Below are 22,556 nucleotides of genomic sequence, written 5' to 3' on the forward strand. Positions count from 1 at the left end.
TCCACACACACACCCACTCGCCACACCACACAATATTGCCAACAATAAGGCATTTCCTTTAACTATAAATGCCTATGTCTGCTGAATTACAACGAAAACTCGACAACATTATCCGCTTTGGGGTGATCGCTGAAGTAAATCACGCCACCGCACGTGCTCGCGTAAAGAGCGGTGATATTCTCACAGAGTTTTTACCATTCATCACACCTCGTGCGGGAACAGCTAAAACATGGTCGCCGCCTACGGTGGGCGAACAATGTGTGATGTTATCGGTTAGTGGTGAATTTACCACTGCCTGCATATTAGTTGGGCTTTACACACAAAACAGCCCTAGCCAATCGCCCGATGAACACGTCATTGAATTTGCTGACGGTGCCAAAATCACCTACAACCAATCAAGTGGCGCATTGATTGTGACAGGTATCAAAACCGCCAGCATTACTGCTGCTAATCAAATTGATATTGACTGCCCCACTATCAATATCAAAGGCAATGTGAATATTGACGGATCTTTATCAACCACAGGCACAAGCACCACAAAAGGCAATATCAGCACACAAGGCAGTGTAACCGCAAGTGGCGATATTAAAGGCGGGGCGATTAGTTTACAAAACCACGTTCACGTTGAACAAGGCGATGGCCAACGAACCTCTAACGCAAAGGCATAGTATGAATCGATACACTGGCGAAACATTAAAAAACGAAAGCGACCACATTAAACAATCCATTGCCGATATTTTGCTAACCCCTGTTGGCTCGCGCATTCAGCGGCGTGAATATGGCAGTTTAATTCCTCTGCTAATTGACCGCCCAATTAGCCACACATTGTTATTACAACTGGCGGCTTGCGCTGTTACAGCGATTAATCGTTGGGAACCACGAGTACAGATCACACAATTTAAACCAGAGTTGGTTGAAGGTGGCATTGTGGCAAGTTATGTCGCACGCAGTCGTAAAGACAACCAAGAAATGCATAACGAAAAACTATTTTTAGGACATAAACAATGAGCGAATTAGTCGATTTATCAAAACTAGATGCACCGAAAGTGCTAGAAGATTTAGATTTTGAAAGTTTGCTCGCAGACAGAAAAGCGGAATTTATCGCGCTTTTCCCGCAAGATGAAAGAGCATTTTGGCAAGCACGATTAAGTTTAGAAAGTGAACCTATCACGAAATTATTACAAGAAGTGGTTTATCTACAGCTGATGGAAAGAAACCGCATCAACAATGCGGCAAAAGCCACAATGTTAGCCTATGCAAGCGGTTCAGATTTAGATGTGATTGCAGCCAATTACAATGTGAAAAGACAAGTCATTCAAAAGGCGAATCATAATGTTACGCCTAAAATCCCCGAAATTTTAGAAGATGACACCTCATTAAGATTGCGCACGCAATTAGCCTTTGAGGGGCTTTCTGTGGCGGGTCCTCGATCTGCTTATATCTTCCACGCGCTCTCTGCACACCCTGATGTTGCAGATGTGTCTGTGGTATCACCACAGCCCGCCAATGTCACCGTCACGATTTTAAGCCGTAATGGTCAAGGCGAGGCAGAGGAAAGTCTTTTAAATGTAGTTAGAGCAAAACTTAACGATGATGACATCCGCCCTATTGGCGACCGCGTTATTGTCCAAAGTGCGGTGATCCAATCCTACGAAATTCGCGCCAAATTACATCTATATCGTGGCCCTGAATACGAGCCAATCAAAGCGGCTGCTCTAAAAAAATTGACGGCTTACACCGAAGAAAAACACCGTTTAGGGCGAGACATTAGCCTATCGGGTATTTATGCCGCCTTACATTTAGAAGGGGTGCAACGAGTAGAGCTTATCTCGCCTACCGCCGACATTGTGTTACCGAGTTCAAAATCAGCCTACTGCACGGCAATTAATTTGGAGATCGTGACAAGTGATGATTACTAATCATTTACTGCCGATAGGCTCAACGCCATTAGAAAAACGTGCTGCTGAAATTCTAAAAAGTGCGGTAGAAAATCCCATTGTTATTGCAGATTTAATCAATCCTGAACGTTGTCCCGCTGAATTACTCCCTTATTTAGCTTGGGCGTTTTCAGTGGATAAATGGGACGAAAACTGGACGGAAGAAGTTAAACGCATTGCGATTAAACAATCTTATTTTGTACACAAACACAAAGGCACGATTGGCGCAGTAAAACGTGTGGTTGAGCCAATAGGCTATCTTATTGAACTGAAAGAATGGTTTCAAACGAATCCTCAAGGCACACCAGGAACATTTAGCTTAACCGTAGAAGTGTCTGAAAGTGGCTTGAATGAACAAACCTATAACGAACTCGTGCGACTTATTAACGATGTTAAACCCGTCTCAAGACATCTCAATCAGCTAGCTATTGCAATCTCACCAACAGGGGCACTCAGAACCTTTATTGGTCAACAATGTGGTGAAATCATCACTGTATATCCACAATAGGAATATTTATGGCATCACAATATTTTACAATATTAACCGACTACGGAACACGTGCTATCGCGCACGCATTAAGCCAAGGGCAACCGTTGCAACTCGCCAAATTTGCTGTGGGTGATGGCAATGGACAGGCGGTCACACCAACGGCGAGCGCAACAGCTCTCGTACATCAAACGCACATTGCGCCAGTCAGTGCCGTCTCTCTCGACCCTCGAAATAATAAACAGGTGATCGTTGAATTAACCATCCCTGAAAATGTCGGCGGTTTTTACATAAGAGAAATGGGCGTATTTGACGCACAAAACAAACTCATTGCCTACGCAAACTGTCCTGAAAGTTTTAAACCGACAGAAAGTAGCGGAAGTGGTAAAGTCCAAGTACTACGGATGATCTTAAAAGTAGAATCCTCTAGTGCGGTAACATTATCCATCGATAACAGTGTGATTTTTGTGACTCGCCAACAAATGACACCAAAAACTATCACTGCTACAACACAAAATGGATTTGATGACAGCGGACACTCCCACGAAATTAATAAAGCTAGCACCTCACAACAAGGCATAGTCCAACTCACCAACGACACAGGACTTGAAAGTGAATCTCTTGCACTCACCGCAAAAGCGGGGAAAAAACTCGCGCAACTGATTGCGACGGTGCAACTTGCGTTAAATAACTATATCCCTCTTAACAAACGATCATCCGCAGTCAATAGCAACGACGAAAATAATGTAGCAACATCAAAAGCGGTTAAAACCGCTTATGACAAAGGCGTGGAAGCGAAAAATGCGGCAGATAATGCCAATAATAATGCAAACGGTCGAGTATCTAAATCAGGCGATTCGATGAATGGGATGCTGACAATTACCGGCTCAAGTACAGCATATCGGGTAAATAATTATAACTGGCCAAAGAAAATTGAGTTGAGCGGTGACTCAGTGATTGGAAATGAAGTGTCTGTTATCGGTTTCAATAATAACGGCGCTCTGCATTTAGGCGGAAAACCAAACTCAAGTGAATTTAATGTATCAATCGATGAAACAGGATTATGGGTTAAGGGCGATGTAGTAACTAAAAGCGGTGCATCATTAAATAATGCATTTATGAAAACAGGGGGAGTTATTACTGGTGATACGTCGTTTAAACAAGGCGACTGGAGTGGAATCAGTTTTTACAATAATTCTGGTCGGTACGTGCGAATAGAAAACAATCCTCACAGTAGTAACAGTATGCTGTCATTTGTTTACCGCGAAAGCAATGGTTCAAACATAAATGTCGCCAGCTTACCAAGAAAGAATGGAAATATATTGCTTGATTCGGATATCTCCCACGCCACCAACGGCACAAACAAGGAAAAAGTGGCGAGTGAGTTTGCGTTGAATGAACTTAATAAAAAATTATCAACAGTTATTCGGAAAAATTACACAAAAACCATTAAAGGTACTAATGCTAGCTTCGATAATGCCACCAAAAAAAATATCAACTTGGAGGGGGAAACTATTATTCACCCAGACGGAAAAATTGAACAAATAATTCACTTTAAAGCTTTTCGCGTATGGTGGTTTTACTTTGAGGCTAAAAATAATAGCGAACGATTAGCAATCGAAATCCCGGTTCCCCTTTGGACAGCAATGCCAAATAAAATTACCAATGTAACTGCTACATTTTCGAGAACCGAATCAGGGGGGAGTTTTTCATTCGGGGCGGAAGCATTTGAGTGGTGGCCACCAAGTTGGGCGTTTGAGCGACAAAATAATATAAAAGATAGATTATGGCTATATACCATCCGGCATGTAGGCAATCAAGATGAACATATTGATTTATGGGTGAAAGTGGAGGGGTATTAATGTTTTTATTACATCTTATTGACAAGCTGGGACATTTTGAGCTGATTGATAGTGATTTTCGCCATTTGTACGATCTAACCGATGATGAATTATTCGTCTTGAGCGATGAACAATATCAGCAATACGAAGCCATTAATTCCGATGATATTACCTATCAAGATGGAGTGTTTTATGGCAGACCTCGCGCACCATCAGCCGCGCATTCATGGGACGGTAAAGAATGGGTAGAAGATAACAGGAAAATTACCGCACTTTTACAAGAAAACCAAACTAAGTTCACTGCAGATATCGATGAGCACGCGGCAAAAATCTACAGCACATGGACACGTTTTGAAAGCGAGTATCGTGAGCGACAAGCGGCGGCAGAAGCCTTTAAATCGGCAAATTATGAAGGTGAGTGCAGTCGATATATCTCAGACTTTGCACAGCGTGCGAGACTGGATAACAAGACCGCCACAAACTTGATTTTGACACAGGCGGCAGGACTCGAAAAGCTGCAGGTTGAATTAGCTAACCAACGTATGCGTAAGTATGAACTCAAAGCCCCTAATCTCACACTTGAGCAGCTACAATCAATCCATGATGACATTATCAAGCAAATGGATAATTTGATGGAGGCATATCAAAATGGCTAAGGTTTATTTGGCGATGTACAAACACAAACGCGACTGGCGCAAAGAGCCAGTCAAAGCAATTGCTGACCGCATTACTCGATTTTTTACTAAGGGCAAATACTCGCACTGTGAGATTGCCATTGAGCGAATTGAGTTTGGTAATGGGCATCATTATGAGCATGCGACAGTATATGACTGCTACTCCTCATCGGTACAAGATGGCGGGGTGCGTTGCAAGCAGATTGATGTGTCCGATAACACCAAATGGGATTTAATTCCGCTGGACGGTGTACCTGAAGCAGAAATCAAAGCCTATTTTGACCGCACTTCTGGAAAAAAATATGACTGGTGGGGAGCGCTTGGCATTGTGTTGAGCATTAAGCAAAAACGCAGTAAGTATTTTTGTTCTGAATGGTGTTTTAATGCACTTTCAGGCAATGAAGAAGGCTGGCGATTTAGCCCGAATCAGTTGGCAGCTATATTTGGAGTGTAAAATGCAGGAAATTAATTTTGATTGGATTCGCGGCGATGACGAAACAGAAACGTTAATTTTTACCGATGAAGACAATGCGCCTGTTGATTTTACAGATTGCCATTTTGATTGCGATATTGTGCCTATCAGCAAAGGTGAGCGCATCCGTCTATCTAGCACAAACGGGAGCATATTGGTAAAAAACAATGAAGTAACGCTTATCATCTCACATGATAAAACCGAGCAAGTCGATTGGGTGCAAGCTAAGTGGGATTTGCAACAAACCAATGGGCAAGGGCTCGTCAAAACCCTGTGCGGAGGGAAGATAACTCTCCGTAAGGATATTACCTATGACGTGTCTCAACGCTAAACCCAAAAACAAAATCAAGGTGCAACTGCAATCCAAGCCCATTATTTCCGTTGCACTCAAGCCCAAAACTAAAATTAATATCACGGTAGCAAAAGGATTTAAGGTGATACAAGCCGAAAATCCCATTATTCCATCTCTACCTGATTTAATCCTCAACTACAAAATAGGACGACTATGACACAAACTATCCAACAATTATTAACCGAATTTGCAACGTATTTAGGCGAGCAAGACAAAGCGATTTTGGCTCAAATTGATGCTAAGGTCACCCAACTTAAAAATGACCTGTTAGGCGGTGAAGTATCAGCAGATTTAGACACATTCCGTGAGCTCGCGGAAGAGTTACGCAAACTTAAAGCAAGCGGAAGCAGTGCACCTGAGGCATTAACCACTAAACTGACGGAATTTAAACAGAGTTTAGATGGCGTGATTGAGCAAATTAACGCACTAAAAGAAATGGATTTAAAGGCGGCCTATCTACGAGGGAAAAATAGCTAATGAGCCTTTTAGAACAACTGCCCGAGGTCATCGAGCAAATCGGGCGAGATATTAAAGCCATAACCGTTGTACTTGGTAGCGGTCGTCCTGATAAGCCCGAAACTACAGCTGGCAAAATAAAAGGGAATGAGCCGAATGGCACGATTTATGAATCATCAGATGGCGGTAGAGTCGGAGCCTGGAAATGGCAAAAACGCAACGGGAAATGGGTGGTGATAGATGGTGATACAGGTTTGGTTAATGTTGTAACGAAAAATCTGAAACCAGGAGCTTACATTAAACTCCGCAGGCAAGGCAACCTTGTATCATGTCATATGGGCGGGTTATCTTGGGGGCTGTTTGGTTATTTAGGTAAAACAGAAAAAGGGTATCTACCAAGACAGCCAGGAAGGGTTGAAGTTATTGGTACAAGTGGGATTCCTCTTGGATTTAGATCAGATGACTCTTGTGGATTTAGCTTGTTTGATGACGATACAAATAGAGCAGTTGCAGGTATTTATGTGGGTGGGGTAGGCGATGCTAATTTTATGAGATTTACCCCATACCACGCAGACCAAAAAGTAAAAGGCAATGATGCAATACCTGACATTGGCCCAAAAAACTTAAGACCGCCCGCTATGATGTGGACAACGTCCGATCCTTGGCCAGATAAGGTTTAAGATAAACGGCGGGTAATTCCTCCGTTTTATCCATCCGAATCTACCTAACCGCCCTTTGTTAGTTTAAATACCACAACGCCAAGCGCTACCCCTCGATTTCAAATCCTTACAAAATAGCCCTATCTCTCAACAACAGGGCTAAAATTATGACAGATGAATATCTCCATGGGGTCAAGGTAACGGAAATTTCCGAAGCCTTGAGAACACTCACCACATCATCCACCGCAGTTATCGGTTTAGTGGCAACCGCACCTGATGCAGATGCATCGGTTTTCCCACTCAACAAACCCACTCTTTTAACTGGCATCAACGCCGAAATGCAAGCCAAAGCAGGTAAAAAAGGGACATTATCTCGTGCATTAGATGGCATTGCGGACATTGTGAATTGTAAAGTTGTCGTCATTCGTGTGGAAGAAAACGATGATGAAAGCACCATGAAAGCCAATGTGATCGGTTCAGTCGATAACGAAGGCAATTACACTGGCTTAAAAGCGTTCCTCGTGTCTGCTGCAGTTTGTGGTGTCAAACCTCGTATTTTCTGTATCCCGAAATATGACAGCCAAGACGTAACCACTGAATTGTTAAGCGTGGCGAAAAAACTCAATGGCTTTGTATATGCATCATGTGGAACAGCAAAAACCAAAGAAGAAGCGGTGACATACGGTCGCAATTTCTCGCAACGTGAATTAATGCTGATTTTCGGTGATTTCTTATCGTTTAACCCAAACACCAAACAAACCGAAGTGGATTATGCCGTTGTTCGCGCTGCCGCAATGCGTGCATATCAAGACAAAGAATATGGCTGGCATACTTCAATTTCAAACAAAGGTTTAACTGGCGTAACGGGTGTCACCAAGCCACTTTCTTTTGATATTAACGACAGTGCAACAGACGTGAATTACCTCAACGAACAAGGCATTACTTGTTGTGTAAACCACAATGGCTTTAAGTTCTGGGGATTACGTACTCGTTCGGCTGACAAATTATTTATCTACGAAAACTACACTCGCACGGCACAAGTGTTGAAAGACACTATTGCACAATCCTTTGACTGGGCAATGGATAAAGACATTTCTGTGAATCTTGTGAAAGAAATCGTGGAAGCGATCAACGCAAAATGGCGTGAATATGTGGCGCAAGGTTATTTAATCGGTGGGAAAGCATTTATCAATGCCAACTTAAACACTGCCGCAACCTTAAAAGATGCAAAATTACTTGTGTCTTATGATTACTGCCCTGTTCCACCGTTAGAACAACTTGCTTTCAACCAATACATCAGCGATGAATACCTTGTGGAATTTGCCGCAAACATTGCAAAAGTAGGAGCGTAAAAAATGGCATTACCTCGTAAACTCAAATTAATGAATTTTTTGGCTGACGGTAATTCTTACCGTGGCCAAGTCACCGAAATCACCCAACCCAAATTAGCCATGAAACTGGAAGAATACCGCGCAGGCGGAATGTTTGGCCCAGTAAAAGTGAATTTAGGGGTAGAAGGCTTAGAAGCACAATTCAAGATGGGCGGTTATATGACCGAACTTATCAAAGAATTTGGCGGAAAAATTGACGGCACAGCATTACGTTTTGCGGGCGCCTATCAACAAGATGACACCGAAGAAGTCACGGCAATTGAACTAGTCATGCGCGGTCGTTTCGGTGAGATTGACAACGGTACAAGCAAATCAGGCGATGACACCGAACAAAGCTACACCGTGCCATTAACCTACTACAAAATCATCGAAAACGGCAAAGACCTTGTGGAAATTGACCTAATCAATTCCGTTTTCATTGTCGGTGGCACTGATCGTTTAGCTGAGCATCGTTCTGCAATCGGCATTTAATTCACACACCTTGCCCCGAAAGGGGCTTTTATTAAATCCCCCTCCCCTCTTTACAAAAAAGAGGGATTTTAAAGGAAACATAAAATGAAAACAGAAAACACCAAAATCATCACCTTAACCAACCCTATTACTCGTGGCGAAAACCAAATCACAGAAATCACCGTAAATAAACCGACTGTGCCTGCATTAAAAGGCTTAAAAATGTTTGATGTGTTGCAAATGGATGTGGACGCATTACAAGTGTTACTTGCACGTGTCACCACACCTGTTTTGCATAAATCCGATTTTGTCACTATGGAAGTGGCGGACTTCACCGAGCTTGCTGCGGCGGCTGTCGGTTTTTTAGGGAAGAACTCGGAAGTGGAAACCGAAGCGACCGAGTAATGATTGCCGCAACAGTGGAAGATGCCATGGCAGATATTGCCATCATCTTCCACTGGCAACCACAAGCCTTTGAGCAAATGACATTTTCCGAATTAATGCAATGGCGAGAAAAAGCAAGAGAACGAAATGAAACAGAAACTGATTGATTATTTATTAAATATGCCACGGCATATTGTATGGCGTGGAATATTTATTCTTTCCATCACCTTTTGGTTGCTTGTGATTTTCGGCATTGCATTTCTCTTTCGCTAATTCATCAAGTGCGGTCAAAAATCACGAGATTTTTTGACCGCACTTTTCTTTAGGATTATTTATGTTCCAAAACTTCGCACTTGCCACATTGGGCATGTTTGTGTTCACTCGGCAAACCGTGCCTTTTCAAAGTTTAGACCGCACATCAAATTGGCGACATCCAACCAATGCCATTGTCGGGGCAATGCCAAAAACACAATTCACCGGTAAAGAAAGCGAAACAGTCACGATTAGTGGCAGATTAATCCCAGAAATCACTGGCGGCAGATTTTCCATTAAGGCCCTGGAATTAATGGCAGACAGTGGCGGTGCGTTCCCACTAATTGACGGCGCAACCTTTGAAATTATCGGTTTTTTTGTGATTGAAAGCGTACAAGAAACCCGAACAGAGTTTTTTGGCGATGGTGCACCTCGTGCGATTGATTTCAGCATGAGCTTAAAACGCACTGATGACCCAATGTTAATCGCCATTGCAGAGAGTTTAATGAGTAGCCTTTAATGTTTGATTTCAATCTTAACGACAATCACCGCACGCCCGCTTTTAAAGTGCAGATCACCACGAAAGACAAAAAACAGCAAGACATCACACAAGTGATTTCGAGCCGTTTAATTAGTTTGTCTTTAACAGATAATCGAGGCTTAGAGGCTGATACACTCGACTTAGAATTATCTGACCATGACGGCAAACTCGCCTTACCGCCACGCAATGCCACAATCCAAGTTGCGCTAGGCTGGAAAGGCAAGCCACTGATTGACAAAGGGCAATATTCCGTCGATGAAGTGCAATTTTCAGGCGGCGCAGGGTCGGCAGACCGATTAACTATCAGAGCAAGAGCGGCTGATTTAAAAGGCTCATTTTCCGAACAAAAAGAGCGGTCATTTGATAAAAAAACATTAGGCGAAATCATTGACACCATCGCCAAAGAAAACCAACTCAAAAGCCAGTGTGAGAAAAAACTGGCTAACACCTTTATTGCGCATATCGACCAAACCAACGAAAGCGACATTAATCTATTAAGCCGACTGGCAGAAGAACACGGGGCGATGTGCACCGTTAAAAATGGCACGCTATTATTTATGCCGCTAGGACAAGGCAAAACCGCCACAGGCAAGTCGATTCCACTGCGAAAAATCACCAGAAAAAGTGGTGACAGCTACACTTTCTCCATTGCAGAAAGCGAAAACTACAAAGCCGTGCGGGCGTATTGGCACGATACGGACACAGGCAAACGTGGCGAAATCACGGTGGATGAAAACACCAAGATAGTGAAAAAACAGCGTATGACGAAAGGCAGAACGCTGAAAAATGGTACAGTGAAAGGCAGACGATTAAGCAAACGCAAATACAACACTATTGAGCAACAAGAGCCAATCACCAGTGATAATGCGCAAATAAAATCACTCCGCCACACTTATGCAAGCGAAAGAACCGCCATCAACGCCGCCAAATCCGCCTTTGACAAACTCAAACGAGGCGTGGCAACATTTAGCCTAAATCTTGCCTTTGGCGAACCTGATTTAATCCCCGAAACACCCATTGAGCTTTCAGGCTTTAAAGGAGAAATTGATGCAACAAATTGGCTGATCACAAGAGTGACGCATACCATCGCAGATAATGGTTATGTGTCACAGGTGGAGTGCGAATTGAAGATTGAGGATGAAGGGGTAGAGGTGAGGAAAGAATAACAATTATATGATCTCAGAGAAATCTTTAGATTTATCAGAGTCATTATTTTCTTTTTTATTAAGTTTTTCTAGTATTTCTTGATTTTGCTTAATTATTATTTTTTGATTCTCAAAAATCTGATCTAATGGTTGGTTATCTTTAAAATAAAAATCTAATCTATTCTCTATTGCATATTGGATTAACATAAGTAGTATGAATTTTAGAACCGCAAGAATATATATTTTTTTTTGATGATACGCTTTACAAATTAAATCCCAAATTGTGCGTATTAATTCATCTAATTTAATGCTGCTTTCATCATTAGATACAATATCTTGGTTTTGTGTAATAGTGGCTTCATTTATAATCAGTGTGCCAAACTCTTCTTGGCTAAGTTCATTTTCAATGGACACCTTAGATAGTTGAGTGATTTTTTGGACTGATTTTGGATTTTTAGTAAATGAAAGTGATTCTATAAACTCAAAAAGTTCTTTTGGTAAGTCCTTTTGGGGAACAATTCCTTGTAAGTATTTTAAGATAGAATCAATTTCTTTTAAATTTTTTCCTTGAAATGCTTGAAGTGTTGGCTCAGATGATGAGTGAATTGTCCACTCAGCAGGATTAGTGACTTTAGTAAAAGCCATTAATTCTTTCATCGGTTTTTGGAACTGTATAATGTCATTAATAATTTCGTTCTGATCTGGTAAATCTTTCATCACTTCCGCTCCCAAACCTCAAAATACGGAGATTTGCTATATTTCTCGCTAAATCCCTCTTTCGTCCAATATTCGATACATTCTTTCTGGCCACCATTAAACAAATAGGCTTTCCATTCTACGAGGGTGGTTACTTTGATTTGCTTAAACGGGTATTTCTTCCATGTTTTAGCTTTATTTTTCACATTAATGCAAGTTTCTGAAAATATAATGCTTTTCCCTAATGCCTCTGGAATTGGTGCATCAAAATTCATTCTGATCCATAACACACCATCAGTTAAATCAATGTCTTGGTTTAAATCAGCAATGTTGACATCTTTAAACTGTGACGATAGTTCTTTAGGCAATGGTGAAGAATACGACATCGGAACAGCTAAAAGTGCGGTTAAAATTAAGAGTAGTTTTTTCATTGTGGGATTTCCCCTGTTTCAATCAAATGGAAAAATTGGTTCTCAAAAATTAATTTTATGCCGAGTGATTCGGCTTTTGCGCGTTTTGATGGACCGATTGTTTTAGAGTTTTCGCACATCACAAGATAATCGCATTTTGATGTGACATCTTGGATTGCACGCAAGCCAACTTCCTCGGTTAAATTCATTAACGCTTGCTTTTGTGCCTTGCCAAAGCCAGTAAAACAAAAAGTGAGGGGATGTTGAATAGGTGTGGTTGAAGTGTGCTTGATAATATTGAGCTTCTGATCGAATTGGTCAAAAACTTCTGCCGGCAAGTTTTCAGCATAATGTTGTGCATCTTCAAAATTGGCAAATTCTTGAATAATTCTGTCTTTGCGGAAAGTGATGACGCGTTTTTTCTGCGAAACATAACCAATGAAATAATCTTCATTTTCTTTATGATTTTCCAAGGTGTAGGCATTCACCTCTTTGTGCCAATTCATGTAAACGAAATGTCGCATATTTATCACCACTACTTCATCTTCATCGGAAAACTAAACACCATGGCTCGAGAATACAAAGTGGGGCGTTGGTGTGTATTCTCATATTTATGAAACTTCAACAGATTTAAGGATGATCCACCCCACCATTCGGATATTTGCACCGCTTCAGCCGATTGAAAGCCATCTGCCAGCCACGAAGAAAACCATATTTCCGCAAGGCTAAAATCGCATAGTTTGAACAACTCGGTTCAAACCGACAGGCATCACGAATTTTTTGCGGTGCAAGATATTGATAAAGCAAGATAAGTTGAATACTAAGCCAAACCATTAATCATTTTTTTCGCGTCTAAAGGTGATAACTTTATGAATCTTAGTTGTCGTTTTGCCGCCAGAAAAACATCCTGCCGCTTCTTCGGTAGAAAAATCATCTATTCTGAAAAACTCCCAGCCTAATCTAGCCTGTTCATTCACCAGTTCTTGTAAATAGTCTGCTGCGGCAGTTTGAATGTTCTTTCTTTGCGCAATAATATGTGGCGCAGCTTGAATCATTTTATATTCGTATAACATAATAAATTTTCCTTAGGTTTGTTTTATTAAAATAAATCACCACTTCTTCATCTTCACTGACAAATACTCTCACAAGGCACGCCATCGTGGTCACGATCGAGTTTGTGCATACCGCATTCTCTTAAATGGAATTTAGCATCATCGCAATTATCCATATCCTTACAAGTGCGTTTTCCATCACTGCAACTAAACTGCTCTGCATCTGCTTTTTTACTTTTGGCAAAAGTTGCTGTTGAGAAAGCAAGGGAAAGTGCGGTTAGAATTAGGATAAATTTTTTCATTGAATGCTCCTTAGAATTTCTCTAATCCATATTTAAAAATACGTTCCTCAAGTTCATTGTCAGACCAATCATGTTTTATTGGTGCTGCACAAACTGTTTTATCTATGTTTATTCTGTATCCAGAATTATTATCGCGATTTCTTACTTCGATGATTTTGAAATCAATATCTTGCCAGTAACTAGGTTCAAAATAGCTATCATCGCAGATTATCCTTACAACATATTTTGCATAATCACGTTGAATAATAGGTTTATTTATCCTTACAGAAATAACATGATTAAGGTAATTTACATCTTCTTCAGGATCTGCAACTGATGATACTTCATCAAATAAATCTACAATTTCATCAGGTACAGTTTGAGAATAAGCAGATACACTACAAAATAGCGCCAATAAAAACAAAAGTTTCATCTTCATAATTTTAACAATCAATCACCATTACCACTTCTTCATCTTCATCGGCAAACTAAACACCACTCGTCCGTGAATATAGACAGGATCATCCTGTTTTATCTCCCACTCTTTATACTCTTCTTTATTATCAGAAATCGCCCACATTTCACGGCCACGTTTTTGTAAGCGTTTAATGAATGTGTGATCATCAAACGTGAACACATAAAGTCCATCAGCACTGAAATAATTTTCTGATACATCGACATAAAGTAAATCTCCGCTTTCCAATGTCGGCGCCATGCTATCGCCTTTTACCGCAATAATTTTTAAATTTTTAGCATCGGTGCGCCCAAATTGGCGACGGAAGAAATCCAAGTCGAACTCTTGCGCCAATAAGCCCTGTTCTGTACGGGTTAAAAAGGTGCCGTTGCCGGCACTGGCTTCAATATCCAATATTTCTACTCGGATAGTGTTTTTTGCCAAAGGTTCATGTAGATTAACGACGCGTACCGTTTCATCAGTAAAGCCCAATGCATTTTTCGTTACATCAGGAAATGAACTTATATGATATTCAAACGCACCGCCTTTTATACCTTTGGCTTCGCGCATTTTCCAATTTTCATTTTTTGCCTTGCGAGTGATATTTGTTGCTTGAGCTGGCAATCCATCTAGCCCTTCTAACTCTTTTGCCGAGTACCATTCTTTCATTTTTGATTTCCTCATAAGATTTTTTAAATCTTTTTTAAATCACATATTGATTTAGAAAAGATTTAGTTATAATATCTCAAACAATGTAAACAAACACAAAAAGGCAATGCTAGCCAGTTTTTTGTTTTAACAGTTGTGGCAACGCCACAATGCCGATGGCATAAAACATGGTTTTTAATGAGGCGTATTGCTTAATGGCTTGTTGTGGAACTTCGCTGAAATTAAACCCAAATTGTTGGAGTTCCGCTTGGCTGAAACTGCCGAGTGCAAAGACAAAAATGCAAACGCCACATAAATAGGAATGTTGTCCTTGAATGTGCAAGTTTTTGGTGTACGGAATCGTTTTTTTATATACCCAATAAATCACGAATGATATCAACAGCAATATAGCAAGTTGAATATCGGCGTTGATTTCTGGCACAAGTGCAAAGCGAGTATAAACATAAACTAACCCTAATGTTGCCCAATAAGCCACGGTATCAATGATGATGTCTTTTATAAAAAGCAGGTGTTTTTTTATTTTTTCGAACATAGGGGTGCCTTATGGCTAAAAAAGTGGATGAACAATTATGGGTTCGCGTATTGGAACTTGAACAAGCTTTGAAAGAACAGGAAAAACAAACCAAGCAAAGAATAGACGAACTGGGACAGCAATACCATGATCACCATAACCATTTACCAGCTTTATGTTTTATCTGCGCTGTAATAGGAACGTTCTGTGCATTCCAATTTTTTAGATAGCAAAAGTATAACAAAGTAAACAAAAACAACAAGGAAAAGGATATGGCGAAAACAGAAAAAAAACGCGAACTAAAATCTGAAATTATTGCATTTCGTGTGACGGCAAGTTTTAAAGAAAAGTTACAAGAAATGGCTCAAGCGGATAAACGGGAATTGAATGATTTTATCCGTTTGAAATTGGAAGAATGTATTAATTAACTTTTAATTTTAATAACCGTGCAATCCATATTGGGGAATGTGGAGAGTATAGGACAGAAGAAGGTGTGTGATATGGCAGCAAAAGTCGATGCATTATGTCCAGGATGTGGTAGCGATCAGATTGGAACGAGAACCTCTAGAAAGGCAGAAAATACCATTGTTTCTGAATGCTATTGCAAAAGCTGTGGGCGAGTTCATTTCGAACTCTGGACAGAAATTCGCAATATTAGTATCGGTACATTTACACCGGCATTAATTCAGAATTTCAAAACAGCCGAACAGTGGGCAAAAGAACGTCAAATGCGTAAGCAAGGTAAGCTACCTGCAATAGACGAACGGCAAATCGAAATCCCTACGGATTAATTCTTAATTTTCCAACCGTAATTTAAACATGGTCGTTTGAAGAAATTCATTCGACAGGATTTTTGCAACCAAAATTTAGGAGTTTGAGCAAATGGCAAGCAGTAATTATGTGTATGACAACGGTAAAAAACGCCATAACCGTGTGAATGTGTGGCAGTTAAATAAAACCGTGCAAGAACAGGCTCGCAACATTCAACTGTTGCAACGAGCGATTTCTCACCAAGCAAACGTGAATGCACAGCAAGTTTTGCTGAATGAATCGCTAAGTGATCGCATTGCGTTACTTGAAGAAGAACAGTGGGCACGTGAACAAAGCATTTTCCAACGCTTTGCACGGTGGTTCCGTAAATAAATGAATGGGGGTGAGTGATGGCCTTAATGCCTTATTGCTTTGACGATGAAACGGAATCTGCCGCTGAAAAATGGTGCCGTGTAAATCAAGTAAAGGTGCCTGAAATCCGAAGTTTTGATGATGCGCTGCACTCGTTAAGCAAAAGCCAATTCCGTGTAGAACGAGAGTTTGACGGTTTACAACAAGGCTTTCGAGAAATGCTGTTGGAATTAGCCGATTTAGATTTTTCAGATTTACGTGCAGGGCATTTAACAGGCACTAAGCTCCATCACTACACAGAACAAGGACAACGCAAAATAGCCCGTGCACTACGTAAAGTGCGGTTACTTTCGGGAATGTTTTCACAAGGCGTAACAGAGCGGGAATTTACTCAAATTGATAAGACGATGGGGGAATAACAAATGGCAGCAATAATTTTAAGCCGTAGTGCTTTGTCTTTTTGTGCAAAAGATGTTTATCACAAGCTAGATAATGCACAAGAACAATTGTTCGCTTATTTCTACCACTTAGATAAGGGCGATGAACAATCAGCGAATACGGCATTTAGTGAATATATCCGTTTGGGCGATATTGCAATTCAAGCGAAACGAGAATTAATGAAAAAACACGCCGAATGGGCAGACTGGAGAGAGAAAAGAAAATGACAAGTTGTTTAGTGATGTTTTTCGTGGTGGTGTTTGCCGTTCTTGGCGTGGCTGTGACGGTAATGGGATTAATTGAGTTTATTGTCGATTCGTTAGATAGACGCTGGTAAGGAGGAATGATGGAAAACAATATTTGTATCGCGCTAGATTGTGGCGCAACGCTAGAAATTTTACCCATCGGCACCCGCTTTCAAGTAGTTGAAGTGATTGGTGATCAAGATAGTTGGTATGGCAAACAAAAAACAAGAACGGTGGGCAATTTACACAACACAATTTGGGGTGCGATTGAAGAAGTACGCCGTTATGACTTAGCTCAATATGAAATGTTGAGTTTGGAAGAATTACTCAGTGCAGTGAGTTCGACCAACAACAAAATCAAAGAATATTTTGAATATCACAGTGAATATTTAGCCAATACGGCAATGTAAGGATTCTTGATGATGAACTGGGAACTTGAGTGCAATGCCAATCTTGCCAAACGTGAGCAAGCGATGGCAGATGCACGTGCAGTAATGATGCAAAGTGCGGTGAATTTTGACCGCACTTTCGATACTGCTCAAGCGACATCGGCGCAAATGGAATTGTTTTCTGTTGCGCCGCATCAGTTCGATTATGTTGAAAAACTGCTTTCTGCGCTCCCTCGCAAACGCCAACGTGAGCATTTTCGCCATGTGTGGTTGCGTGCGTTCAACGGCGTAAAAGATGATGGCTCTATTGGGTTTAAATTCGGCAATAAACAGGCAGCGTATGCGAACACCTATTTGCGCGAAATCCTCACCAATCGCTTGAAAGCCGTTTTTCAACATTATCACGTTAGCCTTGATTGGTTGATTGACCGTGATACACATTCACAAGTGGTCGCACTTTCTAAAGGCAAAAAGGCGGCTAACTTTCCGTTTTATTTATTAGGTGAACATCAGCTAAAAGAAATGGCAGACAAATTAGCCATGTTGTTTACGAAATTACAGTCTGATTTTGTCACCGAACAAGCCGAGCGGAAAGAACGTGGAGAAATATCTCTTGATGATTTCACCGCACTTTCTCGTGACCTTTATCGCTTAGTGGGCGAGGTGTGTGCGGATATTGGTTTTCCGTTAAAACACTGGTTCGCTTATCAAGATAACCGTTTCTTAGATGTGAATGACATTGAGGTTGATCTAAATAAATCAGTTTGCCCAAAACATTGGAAACGCCAACTCACCACGGCACAAAAACGGTTAAAAGAACATGTGGAGATTGGCTGTGGTGCAGTATCGGCAAAAGTGAGTCCTTATGTCTCTCAAACTGCATTTAATGACTACCGTGCGCAACGTGCAGATAACCTCGAATATCTGCAACAAATGGTGTTGGAAAATCTAGACGATAGCACCGAACAAATGCCGTTGATTGAAATGTGGAAAAAATCAGTGGCAAATCCTGCTATCCGTTTCCAGGAAACCATGAACCGCTTGCGTGGTATTGATGAATGGGCAATAGAAAATTCATTTGTGTCACTCTTTCTTACGCTGACTGCCCCATCCTCTTTTCACGCAACGCATGAAACAGGCAAAAACAATAAAAAATGGCAAGGTGCAAGCCCTCGTGATACGCAACGTTACTTAAATAAAGTGTGGGCACAGTTGCGTGCACAATTTGCCAAACGTGGAATCGGTTTTTTTGGCTTTCGTGGCGTTGAACCACATCACGACGGCACACCGCATTGGCACTTGCTGATGTATGTAAAACCTGAACATAAAGATGACGTTATTCATCTATTCCGCAAGAAAGCATTGGAATTAGATGGCGATGAATTTGGGGCGAAAAAATACCGTTTCAAAGTAGAAGAAATTGATCCAACCAAAGGTTCTGCCATTGGCTATGTAGCGAAATACATCGCCAAGAATATCTATGCAGGTAAGCAAGGCAAAGAAATGTCCGATGAAGTAGAAAATCTGACATTACTTGAAAACGTGCAACGTGTCAGTGCGTGGGCAAATCTTTGGGGCATTCGTCAATTCCAGTTTTACGGTACACCGTCAATTTCGACTTGGCGTGAACTTCGCAAAATTGATGATGCCATGGCAGCAACTGCGGACGATGAAGTATTGGATATTGGTCGTACCGTGGCTGATGTGAGTTGCTTTGGTAGTTATTTAAAAGTGCAAGGTGGTGCAATGACAAAACGTTGTGATCAACCAATTTGTATCGAGTATGAAGAATGCGAACCGAATAAATACGGTGAGATTCGTAAGAAAATTGTGGGGGTAAAAAACAGATTCACAGAAAAGAAAATCATCACCAAGTTAAAAAACTGGGTGATTAAATCAGCGAAAAGTGCGTTGGGTTCCACTGCACTTAATTCGGAGTCCACCGAAACAGACAAGGCGCATCGCGCCGCTTGGACTTGTGTCAATAACTGTAACCGTTCAAAAATTGAACACCAAGCTAATTTATTGATGTTGCCTATCGGTTCGCCATTAAAACCGTCACAAATTGACCTTTTAATGCGCCATGGACGGTTACGGCTTAATGACTATCGGTGGATTTGTTGCGAAAACGATGAAGTTTTCATTAAAGAAGAAAAAATTCCGTTGGCTCAAGCCTTTGGTTGGGGCGAGAGCTTGGGAGATTTTAGGGTTAATTAATTAAAAGTGAGGTTAAAAATGAGAAAAATTGTTCAAATTGCTGTGTCTGAAGCTATGACTTATGACAAAAACTGCGATGATTTACAACAATCAGAAACAATTTTTGCGCTGTGCAATGACGGAACATTATGGCGTAGATGGTTAAACGCTGTTGGTTCTCTTAGTAATGAACCTAAATGGGTAAAGATCGAAAATATTCCGCAGGATTAAGGAAAAGACCATGACCAATATTCAGTTAATTGATGGTAAGACGTGGTGCTGGAGTGTGAATTTGCTAGAGAATGGCAAGTTGGGAGAGAAAGTCGAACAACCGTGACTTATAGCGAAGCAGAAGAAATCGCAGACCATTACAGAAAATATTTAAAAATTCCACCGGAGCGAATCCTAATTGTGGAAGTACCTAATGTGATTAAACGTAGAGATTGAAAGGAAATAAAAATGGCAGACTTACAACAGCTTATAAAAAACATCGAACAATGGGCAGAAGATCGCAATTTGATTGAAGGTTCTACACCGCAAAAACAATTCATTAAATTAATGGAAGAATTTGGTGAGCTATGCAGTGGCGTAGCAAAAAATAAACCTGATGTAATTAAGGATAGCATTGGGGATTGTTTTGTGGTGATGGTGATTTTGGCCGCACAACGCAAAAAAGATGAAATGCTTTCTGTTGATGAAATTGCCAATGAATATAGCTATTTTAAAGTTGATATTGAAGATCAGTTAATTAAAGCGGTGTTCGGTTGGTATCATTTAAGTAATGAGCTAAGCCGCCAAGCAAACGTTACTGCTTTATTTGTTTTTTGTTTTGTTAGACTTTTAAATATTGCATATTATTTTGATTTAAATATACACGATTGTGTGCAAGCGACATGGAATGAAATCAAAGACCGCAAAGGACGTATGATTGATGGTGTGTTTGTGAAAGAGGGGGATTTATAATGGATTCTTATTTAAAAGTTAGAGAGTTTGTTTTGGATTTTCTCAGCAGAAGATCAATGCTTTTTGTTCCATATGTTCCATATTGTGATCGGAAATACCGGTTATTTTCGGTTAAAGAATTTTTTGAAAATAAAAATCACTTTTTTTCAAAAAGACGAAAAGCAAAGGCCTTTCTTAACAAATTAAAAAAGACAAACCATAAAGGTTTGATATTTTGCGAATATAAGAAAAGAACAATTAAGACTGAAATTTATCCACCTGCTGAAATTGAGAAAATTAATGTGCGGGCGGTTAAAGTTAGTGAAATGCTTGGGGCAGGTTATGGGAACACATGATCGCACTTTAACAATCAAGGAGGTTGCTGACCTCCTCAATTTAAGTTACAGCACCGTTTTTGCACACCGTTTTAAATGGGGCTTTTTCCAGATGGAAGGTTCGAAAGCTTGGCGAGTTTTTAGGGAAGATCTTGACCGTTGTAGAAAAAGAAAAAATAATGTCATCCGATTGGTTGGATTGACTGATATAAAAAATGGAGGAAAGAATAAATGTCAATCTACAAGAGAGGAAGTACATATTGGCTCGATATTACAACACCGAGTGGCGAACGAATTAGACGAAGCACTGGGACTGAAGTAAAGAAAAAGGCTCAAGAATTACACGACAAGATCAAAGCAGAACTATGGGATATGGCGCACCTTAACAAGAAACCGCCTAAACTCTTTGAAGAAGCCTTGTTATTATTTGTGGAAGATGCCAAGTTGAAAAAGGATTTTGATACGAACCGCAGACACGCCATTTATTGGCGTGCTGTTTTTGGTGGTTGGAAATTGAGTGATATTACAGGCGAAGATATTATGACTAATTTGCCTACATACTCAACAACACACAAAAAAGCATTATCGCCATCAACTAAAAATAGATACCGAACATCTATTCTAAGGGTGCTTTCGCTCGCTTATAAAAATGGCTGGATTGATAGAATCCCTTATGTGAAAAAATTCGTTGAGCCAAAAGTCCGCGTTCGTTGGATTACAAAAGAGCAAGCCACAACACTGATTTCAAATTTAAATTTGGCGTGGATGAAAAATGTTTGTTCTTTTGCTTTATTCACTGGCGCGCGTATGACAGAGATTTTATCAATGACATGGGATAAGGTGGATTTTGAACGTAGTATCGCAATTGTTTCAAATGATGTAGCAAAATCAGGTAAAGCAAGAGCACTGCCATTGAATAAGACAGCTTTGGATTTATTGCAAAAATTATACCAAACTCGCCGCAATGAATTTGTTTTTCATCGTGGTACAGATAAACAAATTGGGCGTATTGATTGGCATGATTTCCATCAAGCATTAGAAAAAAGCAATATTCACAATTTTCGCTTTCATGATTTGCGCCATACTTGGGCAAGTTGGCATGTTCAAGCAGGCACACCGCTTTATACGTTAAAAGAAATGGGTGGTTGGGAAACATTAGAAATGGTAAAGAAATATGCACATTTAAATGCAGATCACATGATAGAGTTTGCGAACAATGTCACATTTACGCCACACGAAGACGATGATTTCTCACAAGAAAATTTTTACAATATAGTAAATTATTGAAAATGAAAGGTTTTTTAATGGCAGGGGCGGAGAGGCTCGAACTCCCAACACCCGGTTTTGGAGACCGGTGCTCTACCAATTGAACTACGCCCCTATTGGTATGAATAAATTGGCGGAATGGACGGGACTCGAACCCGCGACCCCCTGCGTGACAGGCAGGTATTCTAACCAGCTGAACTACCACTCCGCTAAGTATGGTAATTGGCAGTGCCTTACTCTCACATGGGGATACCCCACACTACCATCAGCGTTACAACATTTCACTTCTGAGTTCGGTATGGTATCAGGTGGATCTATTGCACTATCTCTGCCAAAAATTTTTTATTTTTTTAATTTACTCAAGGAATAAACTAAAAAAATAAACCTGGCGGTGCCCTACTCTCACATGGGGATGCCCCACACTACCATCGGCATTACAGCGTTTCACTTCTGAGTTCGGTATGGTGTCAGGTGGTTCCACCGCACTATCGCCGCCAGGATAATTCTTT

General features: G+C 40.6%; 38 protein-coding genes, 2 tRNA genes and 2 rRNA genes. 29 read left to right on the top strand and 13 right to left on the bottom strand.

Annotated elements, in window-relative coordinates; genetic code table 11:
- Positions 1–68 precede the first annotated feature (68 nt).
- From KP713_RS07725 to KP713_RS07800, 16 genes are all read left to right on the top strand, one after another.
- Complete coding sequence (locus KP713_RS07725) at positions 69–668, top strand: phage baseplate assembly protein V (protein WP_215770331.1); 600 nt, start codon at positions 69–71, stop codon at positions 666–668.
- A 1-nt stretch (position 669) separates the two neighbouring features.
- Entirely contained in the window at positions 670–1,008 is a 339-nt protein-coding gene (locus KP713_RS07730; protein WP_005663412.1) for a GPW/gp25 family protein, read from the top strand.
- Entirely contained in the window at positions 1,005–1,919 is a 915-nt protein-coding gene (locus tag KP713_RS07735) for a baseplate assembly protein (protein ID WP_215770332.1), read from the top strand. Before KP713_RS07730 ends, KP713_RS07735 begins: the two co-directional genes overlap by 4 nt.
- Positions 1,909–2,445: a phage tail protein I gene (locus KP713_RS07740; RefSeq protein ID WP_105882420.1), complete on the top strand. Its 537-nt coding sequence runs from the start codon at positions 1,909–1,911 to the stop codon at positions 2,443–2,445. Before KP713_RS07735 ends, KP713_RS07740 begins: the two co-directional genes overlap by 11 nt.
- Before the next feature lie 8 nt (positions 2,446–2,453).
- Positions 2,454–4,286 carry a phage tail protein gene (locus tag KP713_RS09105; RefSeq protein WP_252346336.1) on the top strand — a complete coding sequence of 611 codons (1,833 nt, stop codon included), beginning with the start codon at positions 2,454–2,456 and terminating at the stop codon, positions 4,284–4,286.
- Positions 4,286–4,921 (top strand): hypothetical protein, encoded by a 636-nt coding sequence (locus tag KP713_RS09040; RefSeq protein ID WP_252346337.1) that lies wholly within the window; start codon positions 4,286–4,288, stop codon positions 4,919–4,921. Before KP713_RS09105 ends, KP713_RS09040 begins: the two co-directional genes overlap by 1 nt.
- Positions 4,914–5,393, top strand: a complete 480-nt coding sequence (locus tag KP713_RS07755) for an enoyl-CoA hydratase (RefSeq protein ID WP_215770333.1) — start codon at positions 4,914–4,916, stop codon at positions 5,391–5,393. Before KP713_RS09040 ends, KP713_RS07755 begins: the two co-directional genes overlap by 8 nt.
- Before the next feature lies 1 nt (position 5,394).
- Complete coding sequence (locus KP713_RS07760; protein WP_215770334.1) at positions 5,395–5,742, top strand: hypothetical protein; 348 nt, start codon at positions 5,395–5,397, stop codon at positions 5,740–5,742.
- A gap of 174 nt (positions 5,743–5,916) precedes the next feature.
- Positions 5,917–6,240 carry a hypothetical protein gene (locus KP713_RS07765; protein WP_215770335.1) on the top strand — a complete coding sequence of 108 codons (324 nt, stop codon included), beginning with the start codon at positions 5,917–5,919 and terminating at the stop codon, positions 6,238–6,240.
- On the top strand, positions 6,240–6,899 hold the full coding sequence (locus KP713_RS07770) for a hypothetical protein (protein WP_215770336.1): 660 nt from the start codon (positions 6,240–6,242) through the stop codon (positions 6,897–6,899). Before KP713_RS07765 ends, KP713_RS07770 begins: the two co-directional genes overlap by 1 nt.
- Positions 6,900–7,045: 146 nt before the next feature.
- Entirely contained in the window at positions 7,046–8,230 is a 1,185-nt protein-coding gene (locus KP713_RS07775; protein ID WP_215770337.1) for a phage tail sheath subtilisin-like domain-containing protein, read from the top strand.
- Between the two features lie 3 nt (positions 8,231–8,233).
- A complete protein-coding gene (locus KP713_RS07780) occupies positions 8,234–8,740 on the top strand; it encodes a phage major tail tube protein (RefSeq protein ID WP_215770338.1) in 507 nt (168 codons plus the stop codon).
- An 84-nt stretch (positions 8,741–8,824) separates the two neighbouring features.
- Complete coding sequence (locus tag KP713_RS07785; RefSeq protein WP_048955239.1) at positions 8,825–9,124, top strand: phage tail assembly protein; 300 nt, start codon at positions 8,825–8,827, stop codon at positions 9,122–9,124.
- Positions 9,124–9,270 carry a GpE family phage tail protein gene (locus KP713_RS07790; RefSeq protein ID WP_005633772.1) on the top strand — a complete coding sequence of 49 codons (147 nt, stop codon included), beginning with the start codon at positions 9,124–9,126 and terminating at the stop codon, positions 9,268–9,270. The genes KP713_RS07785 and KP713_RS07790 overlap by 1 nt, the downstream gene beginning before the upstream one ends.
- Positions 9,271–9,437: 167 nt before the next feature.
- Complete coding sequence (locus KP713_RS07795; protein WP_032827939.1) at positions 9,438–9,875, top strand: phage tail protein; 438 nt, start codon at positions 9,438–9,440, stop codon at positions 9,873–9,875.
- Complete coding sequence (locus KP713_RS07800; protein ID WP_215770339.1) at positions 9,875–11,062, top strand: phage late control D family protein; 1,188 nt, start codon at positions 9,875–9,877, stop codon at positions 11,060–11,062. Before KP713_RS07795 ends, KP713_RS07800 begins: the two co-directional genes overlap by 1 nt.
- Positions 11,063–11,065: 3 nt before the next feature.
- On the opposite strand, the gene KP713_RS07805 is transcribed toward KP713_RS07800, so the two are convergent.
- The 9 genes from KP713_RS07805 to KP713_RS07845 form a co-directional block, all read right to left on the bottom strand.
- On the bottom strand, positions 11,066–11,758 hold the full coding sequence (locus KP713_RS07805; protein WP_215770340.1) for a hypothetical protein: 693 nt from the start codon (positions 11,756–11,758) through the stop codon (positions 11,066–11,068).
- Positions 11,758–12,168, bottom strand: a complete 411-nt coding sequence (locus KP713_RS07810) for a hypothetical protein (protein WP_215770341.1) — start codon at positions 12,166–12,168, stop codon at positions 11,758–11,760. The genes KP713_RS07805 and KP713_RS07810 overlap by 1 nt, the downstream gene beginning before the upstream one ends.
- Positions 12,165–12,671 carry a BRCT domain-containing protein gene (locus tag KP713_RS07815; protein ID WP_252346338.1) on the bottom strand — a complete coding sequence of 169 codons (507 nt, stop codon included), beginning with the start codon at positions 12,669–12,671 and terminating at the stop codon, positions 12,165–12,167. Before KP713_RS07815 ends, KP713_RS07810 begins: the two co-directional genes overlap by 4 nt.
- Before the next feature lie 106 nt (positions 12,672–12,777).
- Complete coding sequence (gene yidD / locus KP713_RS07820) at positions 12,778–12,981, bottom strand: membrane protein insertion efficiency factor YidD (protein ID WP_215770342.1); 204 nt, start codon at positions 12,979–12,981, stop codon at positions 12,778–12,780.
- The gene (locus tag KP713_RS07825) at positions 12,981–13,220 is read right to left on the bottom strand and encodes a hypothetical protein (protein WP_005633761.1); all 240 of its coding nucleotides are present in this window, start codon (positions 13,218–13,220) and stop codon (positions 12,981–12,983) included. Before KP713_RS07825 ends, yidD begins: the two co-directional genes overlap by 1 nt.
- 53 nt (positions 13,221–13,273) lie before the next feature.
- Positions 13,274–13,501 (bottom strand): excalibur calcium-binding domain-containing protein, encoded by a 228-nt coding sequence (locus KP713_RS07830; RefSeq protein WP_215770343.1) that lies wholly within the window; start codon positions 13,499–13,501, stop codon positions 13,274–13,276.
- 10 nt (positions 13,502–13,511) lie between these two features.
- On the bottom strand, positions 13,512–13,919 hold the full coding sequence (locus tag KP713_RS07835) for a hypothetical protein (RefSeq protein ID WP_153066470.1): 408 nt from the start codon (positions 13,917–13,919) through the stop codon (positions 13,512–13,514).
- Between the two features lie 21 nt (positions 13,920–13,940).
- Positions 13,941–14,603, bottom strand: a complete 663-nt coding sequence (locus tag KP713_RS07840) for a helix-turn-helix domain-containing protein (protein ID WP_215770344.1) — start codon at positions 14,601–14,603, stop codon at positions 13,941–13,943.
- A 109-nt stretch (positions 14,604–14,712) separates the two neighbouring features.
- Positions 14,713–15,135, bottom strand: coding sequence for a hypothetical protein (locus KP713_RS07845; protein WP_105888847.1), 423 nt, complete (start codon positions 15,133–15,135; stop codon positions 14,713–14,715).
- Between the two features lie 11 nt (positions 15,136–15,146).
- Here KP713_RS07845 and KP713_RS07850 point away from each other — a divergent pair, with 11 nt between their 5' ends.
- From KP713_RS07850 to KP713_RS07910, 13 genes are all read left to right on the top strand, one after another.
- Positions 15,147–15,344, top strand: a complete 198-nt coding sequence (locus tag KP713_RS07850) for a hypothetical protein (protein WP_128787187.1) — start codon at positions 15,147–15,149, stop codon at positions 15,342–15,344.
- A 42-nt stretch (positions 15,345–15,386) separates the two neighbouring features.
- Complete coding sequence (locus KP713_RS07855; RefSeq protein ID WP_005633752.1) at positions 15,387–15,542, top strand: hypothetical protein; 156 nt, start codon at positions 15,387–15,389, stop codon at positions 15,540–15,542.
- A 72-nt stretch (positions 15,543–15,614) separates the two neighbouring features.
- Positions 15,615–15,905: a hypothetical protein gene (locus tag KP713_RS07860; RefSeq protein ID WP_005633751.1), complete on the top strand. Its 291-nt coding sequence runs from the start codon at positions 15,615–15,617 to the stop codon at positions 15,903–15,905.
- A gap of 91 nt (positions 15,906–15,996) precedes the next feature.
- Positions 15,997–16,257, top strand: coding sequence for a hypothetical protein (locus KP713_RS07865; RefSeq protein WP_061827746.1), 261 nt, complete (start codon positions 15,997–15,999; stop codon positions 16,255–16,257).
- 17 nt (positions 16,258–16,274) lie between these two features.
- On the top strand, positions 16,275–16,655 hold the full coding sequence (locus KP713_RS07870) for a hypothetical protein (protein ID WP_006995328.1): 381 nt from the start codon (positions 16,275–16,277) through the stop codon (positions 16,653–16,655).
- 3 nt (positions 16,656–16,658) lie between these two features.
- Positions 16,659–16,901: a hypothetical protein gene (locus KP713_RS07875; RefSeq protein WP_118815814.1), complete on the top strand. Its 243-nt coding sequence runs from the start codon at positions 16,659–16,661 to the stop codon at positions 16,899–16,901.
- A gap of 119 nt (positions 16,902–17,020) precedes the next feature.
- Entirely contained in the window at positions 17,021–17,329 is a 309-nt protein-coding gene (locus KP713_RS07880) for a hypothetical protein (RefSeq protein ID WP_005691706.1), read from the top strand.
- A 9-nt stretch (positions 17,330–17,338) separates the two neighbouring features.
- Positions 17,339–19,525 carry a replication endonuclease gene (locus KP713_RS07885; RefSeq protein ID WP_215770345.1) on the top strand — a complete coding sequence of 729 codons (2,187 nt, stop codon included), beginning with the start codon at positions 17,339–17,341 and terminating at the stop codon, positions 19,523–19,525.
- A gap of 18 nt (positions 19,526–19,543) precedes the next feature.
- Entirely contained in the window at positions 19,544–19,735 is a 192-nt protein-coding gene (locus tag KP713_RS07890; protein WP_118804628.1) for a hypothetical protein, read from the top strand.
- Positions 19,736–19,780: 45 nt separating this feature from the next.
- Positions 19,781–19,951: a hypothetical protein gene (locus KP713_RS07895; protein ID WP_252346339.1), complete on the top strand. Its 171-nt coding sequence runs from the start codon at positions 19,781–19,783 to the stop codon at positions 19,949–19,951.
- A gap of 12 nt (positions 19,952–19,963) precedes the next feature.
- Positions 19,964–20,467 (top strand): MazG-like family protein, encoded by a 504-nt coding sequence (locus KP713_RS07900; RefSeq protein WP_215770346.1) that lies wholly within the window; start codon positions 19,964–19,966, stop codon positions 20,465–20,467.
- Positions 20,467–20,802, top strand: a complete 336-nt coding sequence (locus tag KP713_RS07905; RefSeq protein ID WP_215770347.1) for a hypothetical protein — start codon at positions 20,467–20,469, stop codon at positions 20,800–20,802. The genes KP713_RS07900 and KP713_RS07905 overlap by 1 nt, the downstream gene beginning before the upstream one ends.
- Positions 20,803–21,012: 210 nt before the next feature.
- On the top strand, positions 21,013–22,068 hold the full coding sequence (locus KP713_RS07910) for a tyrosine-type recombinase/integrase (RefSeq protein WP_215770348.1): 1,056 nt from the start codon (positions 21,013–21,015) through the stop codon (positions 22,066–22,068).
- Positions 22,069–22,086: 18 nt separating this feature from the next.
- Here KP713_RS07910 and KP713_RS07915 read toward each other — a convergent pair.
- The 4 genes from KP713_RS07915 to rrf (KP713_RS07930) all read right to left on the bottom strand — a co-directional run bounded on the left by KP713_RS07915 (position 22,087) and on the right by rrf (KP713_RS07930) (position 22,546).
- Positions 22,087–22,162 (bottom strand) — tRNA-Trp (locus KP713_RS07915).
- A gap of 16 nt (positions 22,163–22,178) precedes the next feature.
- Positions 22,179–22,255, bottom strand: a tRNA-Asp gene (locus KP713_RS07920).
- A gap of 12 nt (positions 22,256–22,267) precedes the next feature.
- Positions 22,268–22,383 (bottom strand): 5S ribosomal RNA (rrf, locus tag KP713_RS07925).
- A 47-nt stretch (positions 22,384–22,430) separates the two neighbouring features.
- Positions 22,431–22,546: ribosomal RNA gene (rrf, locus tag KP713_RS07930) — 5S ribosomal RNA — on the bottom strand.
- Positions 22,547–22,556 lie beyond the last annotated feature (10 nt).

The organism is Haemophilus sp. SZY H36 (genome assembly GCF_018829625.1).
Lineage (GTDB): Bacteria > Pseudomonadota > Gammaproteobacteria > Enterobacterales > Pasteurellaceae > Haemophilus > Haemophilus haemolyticus_K.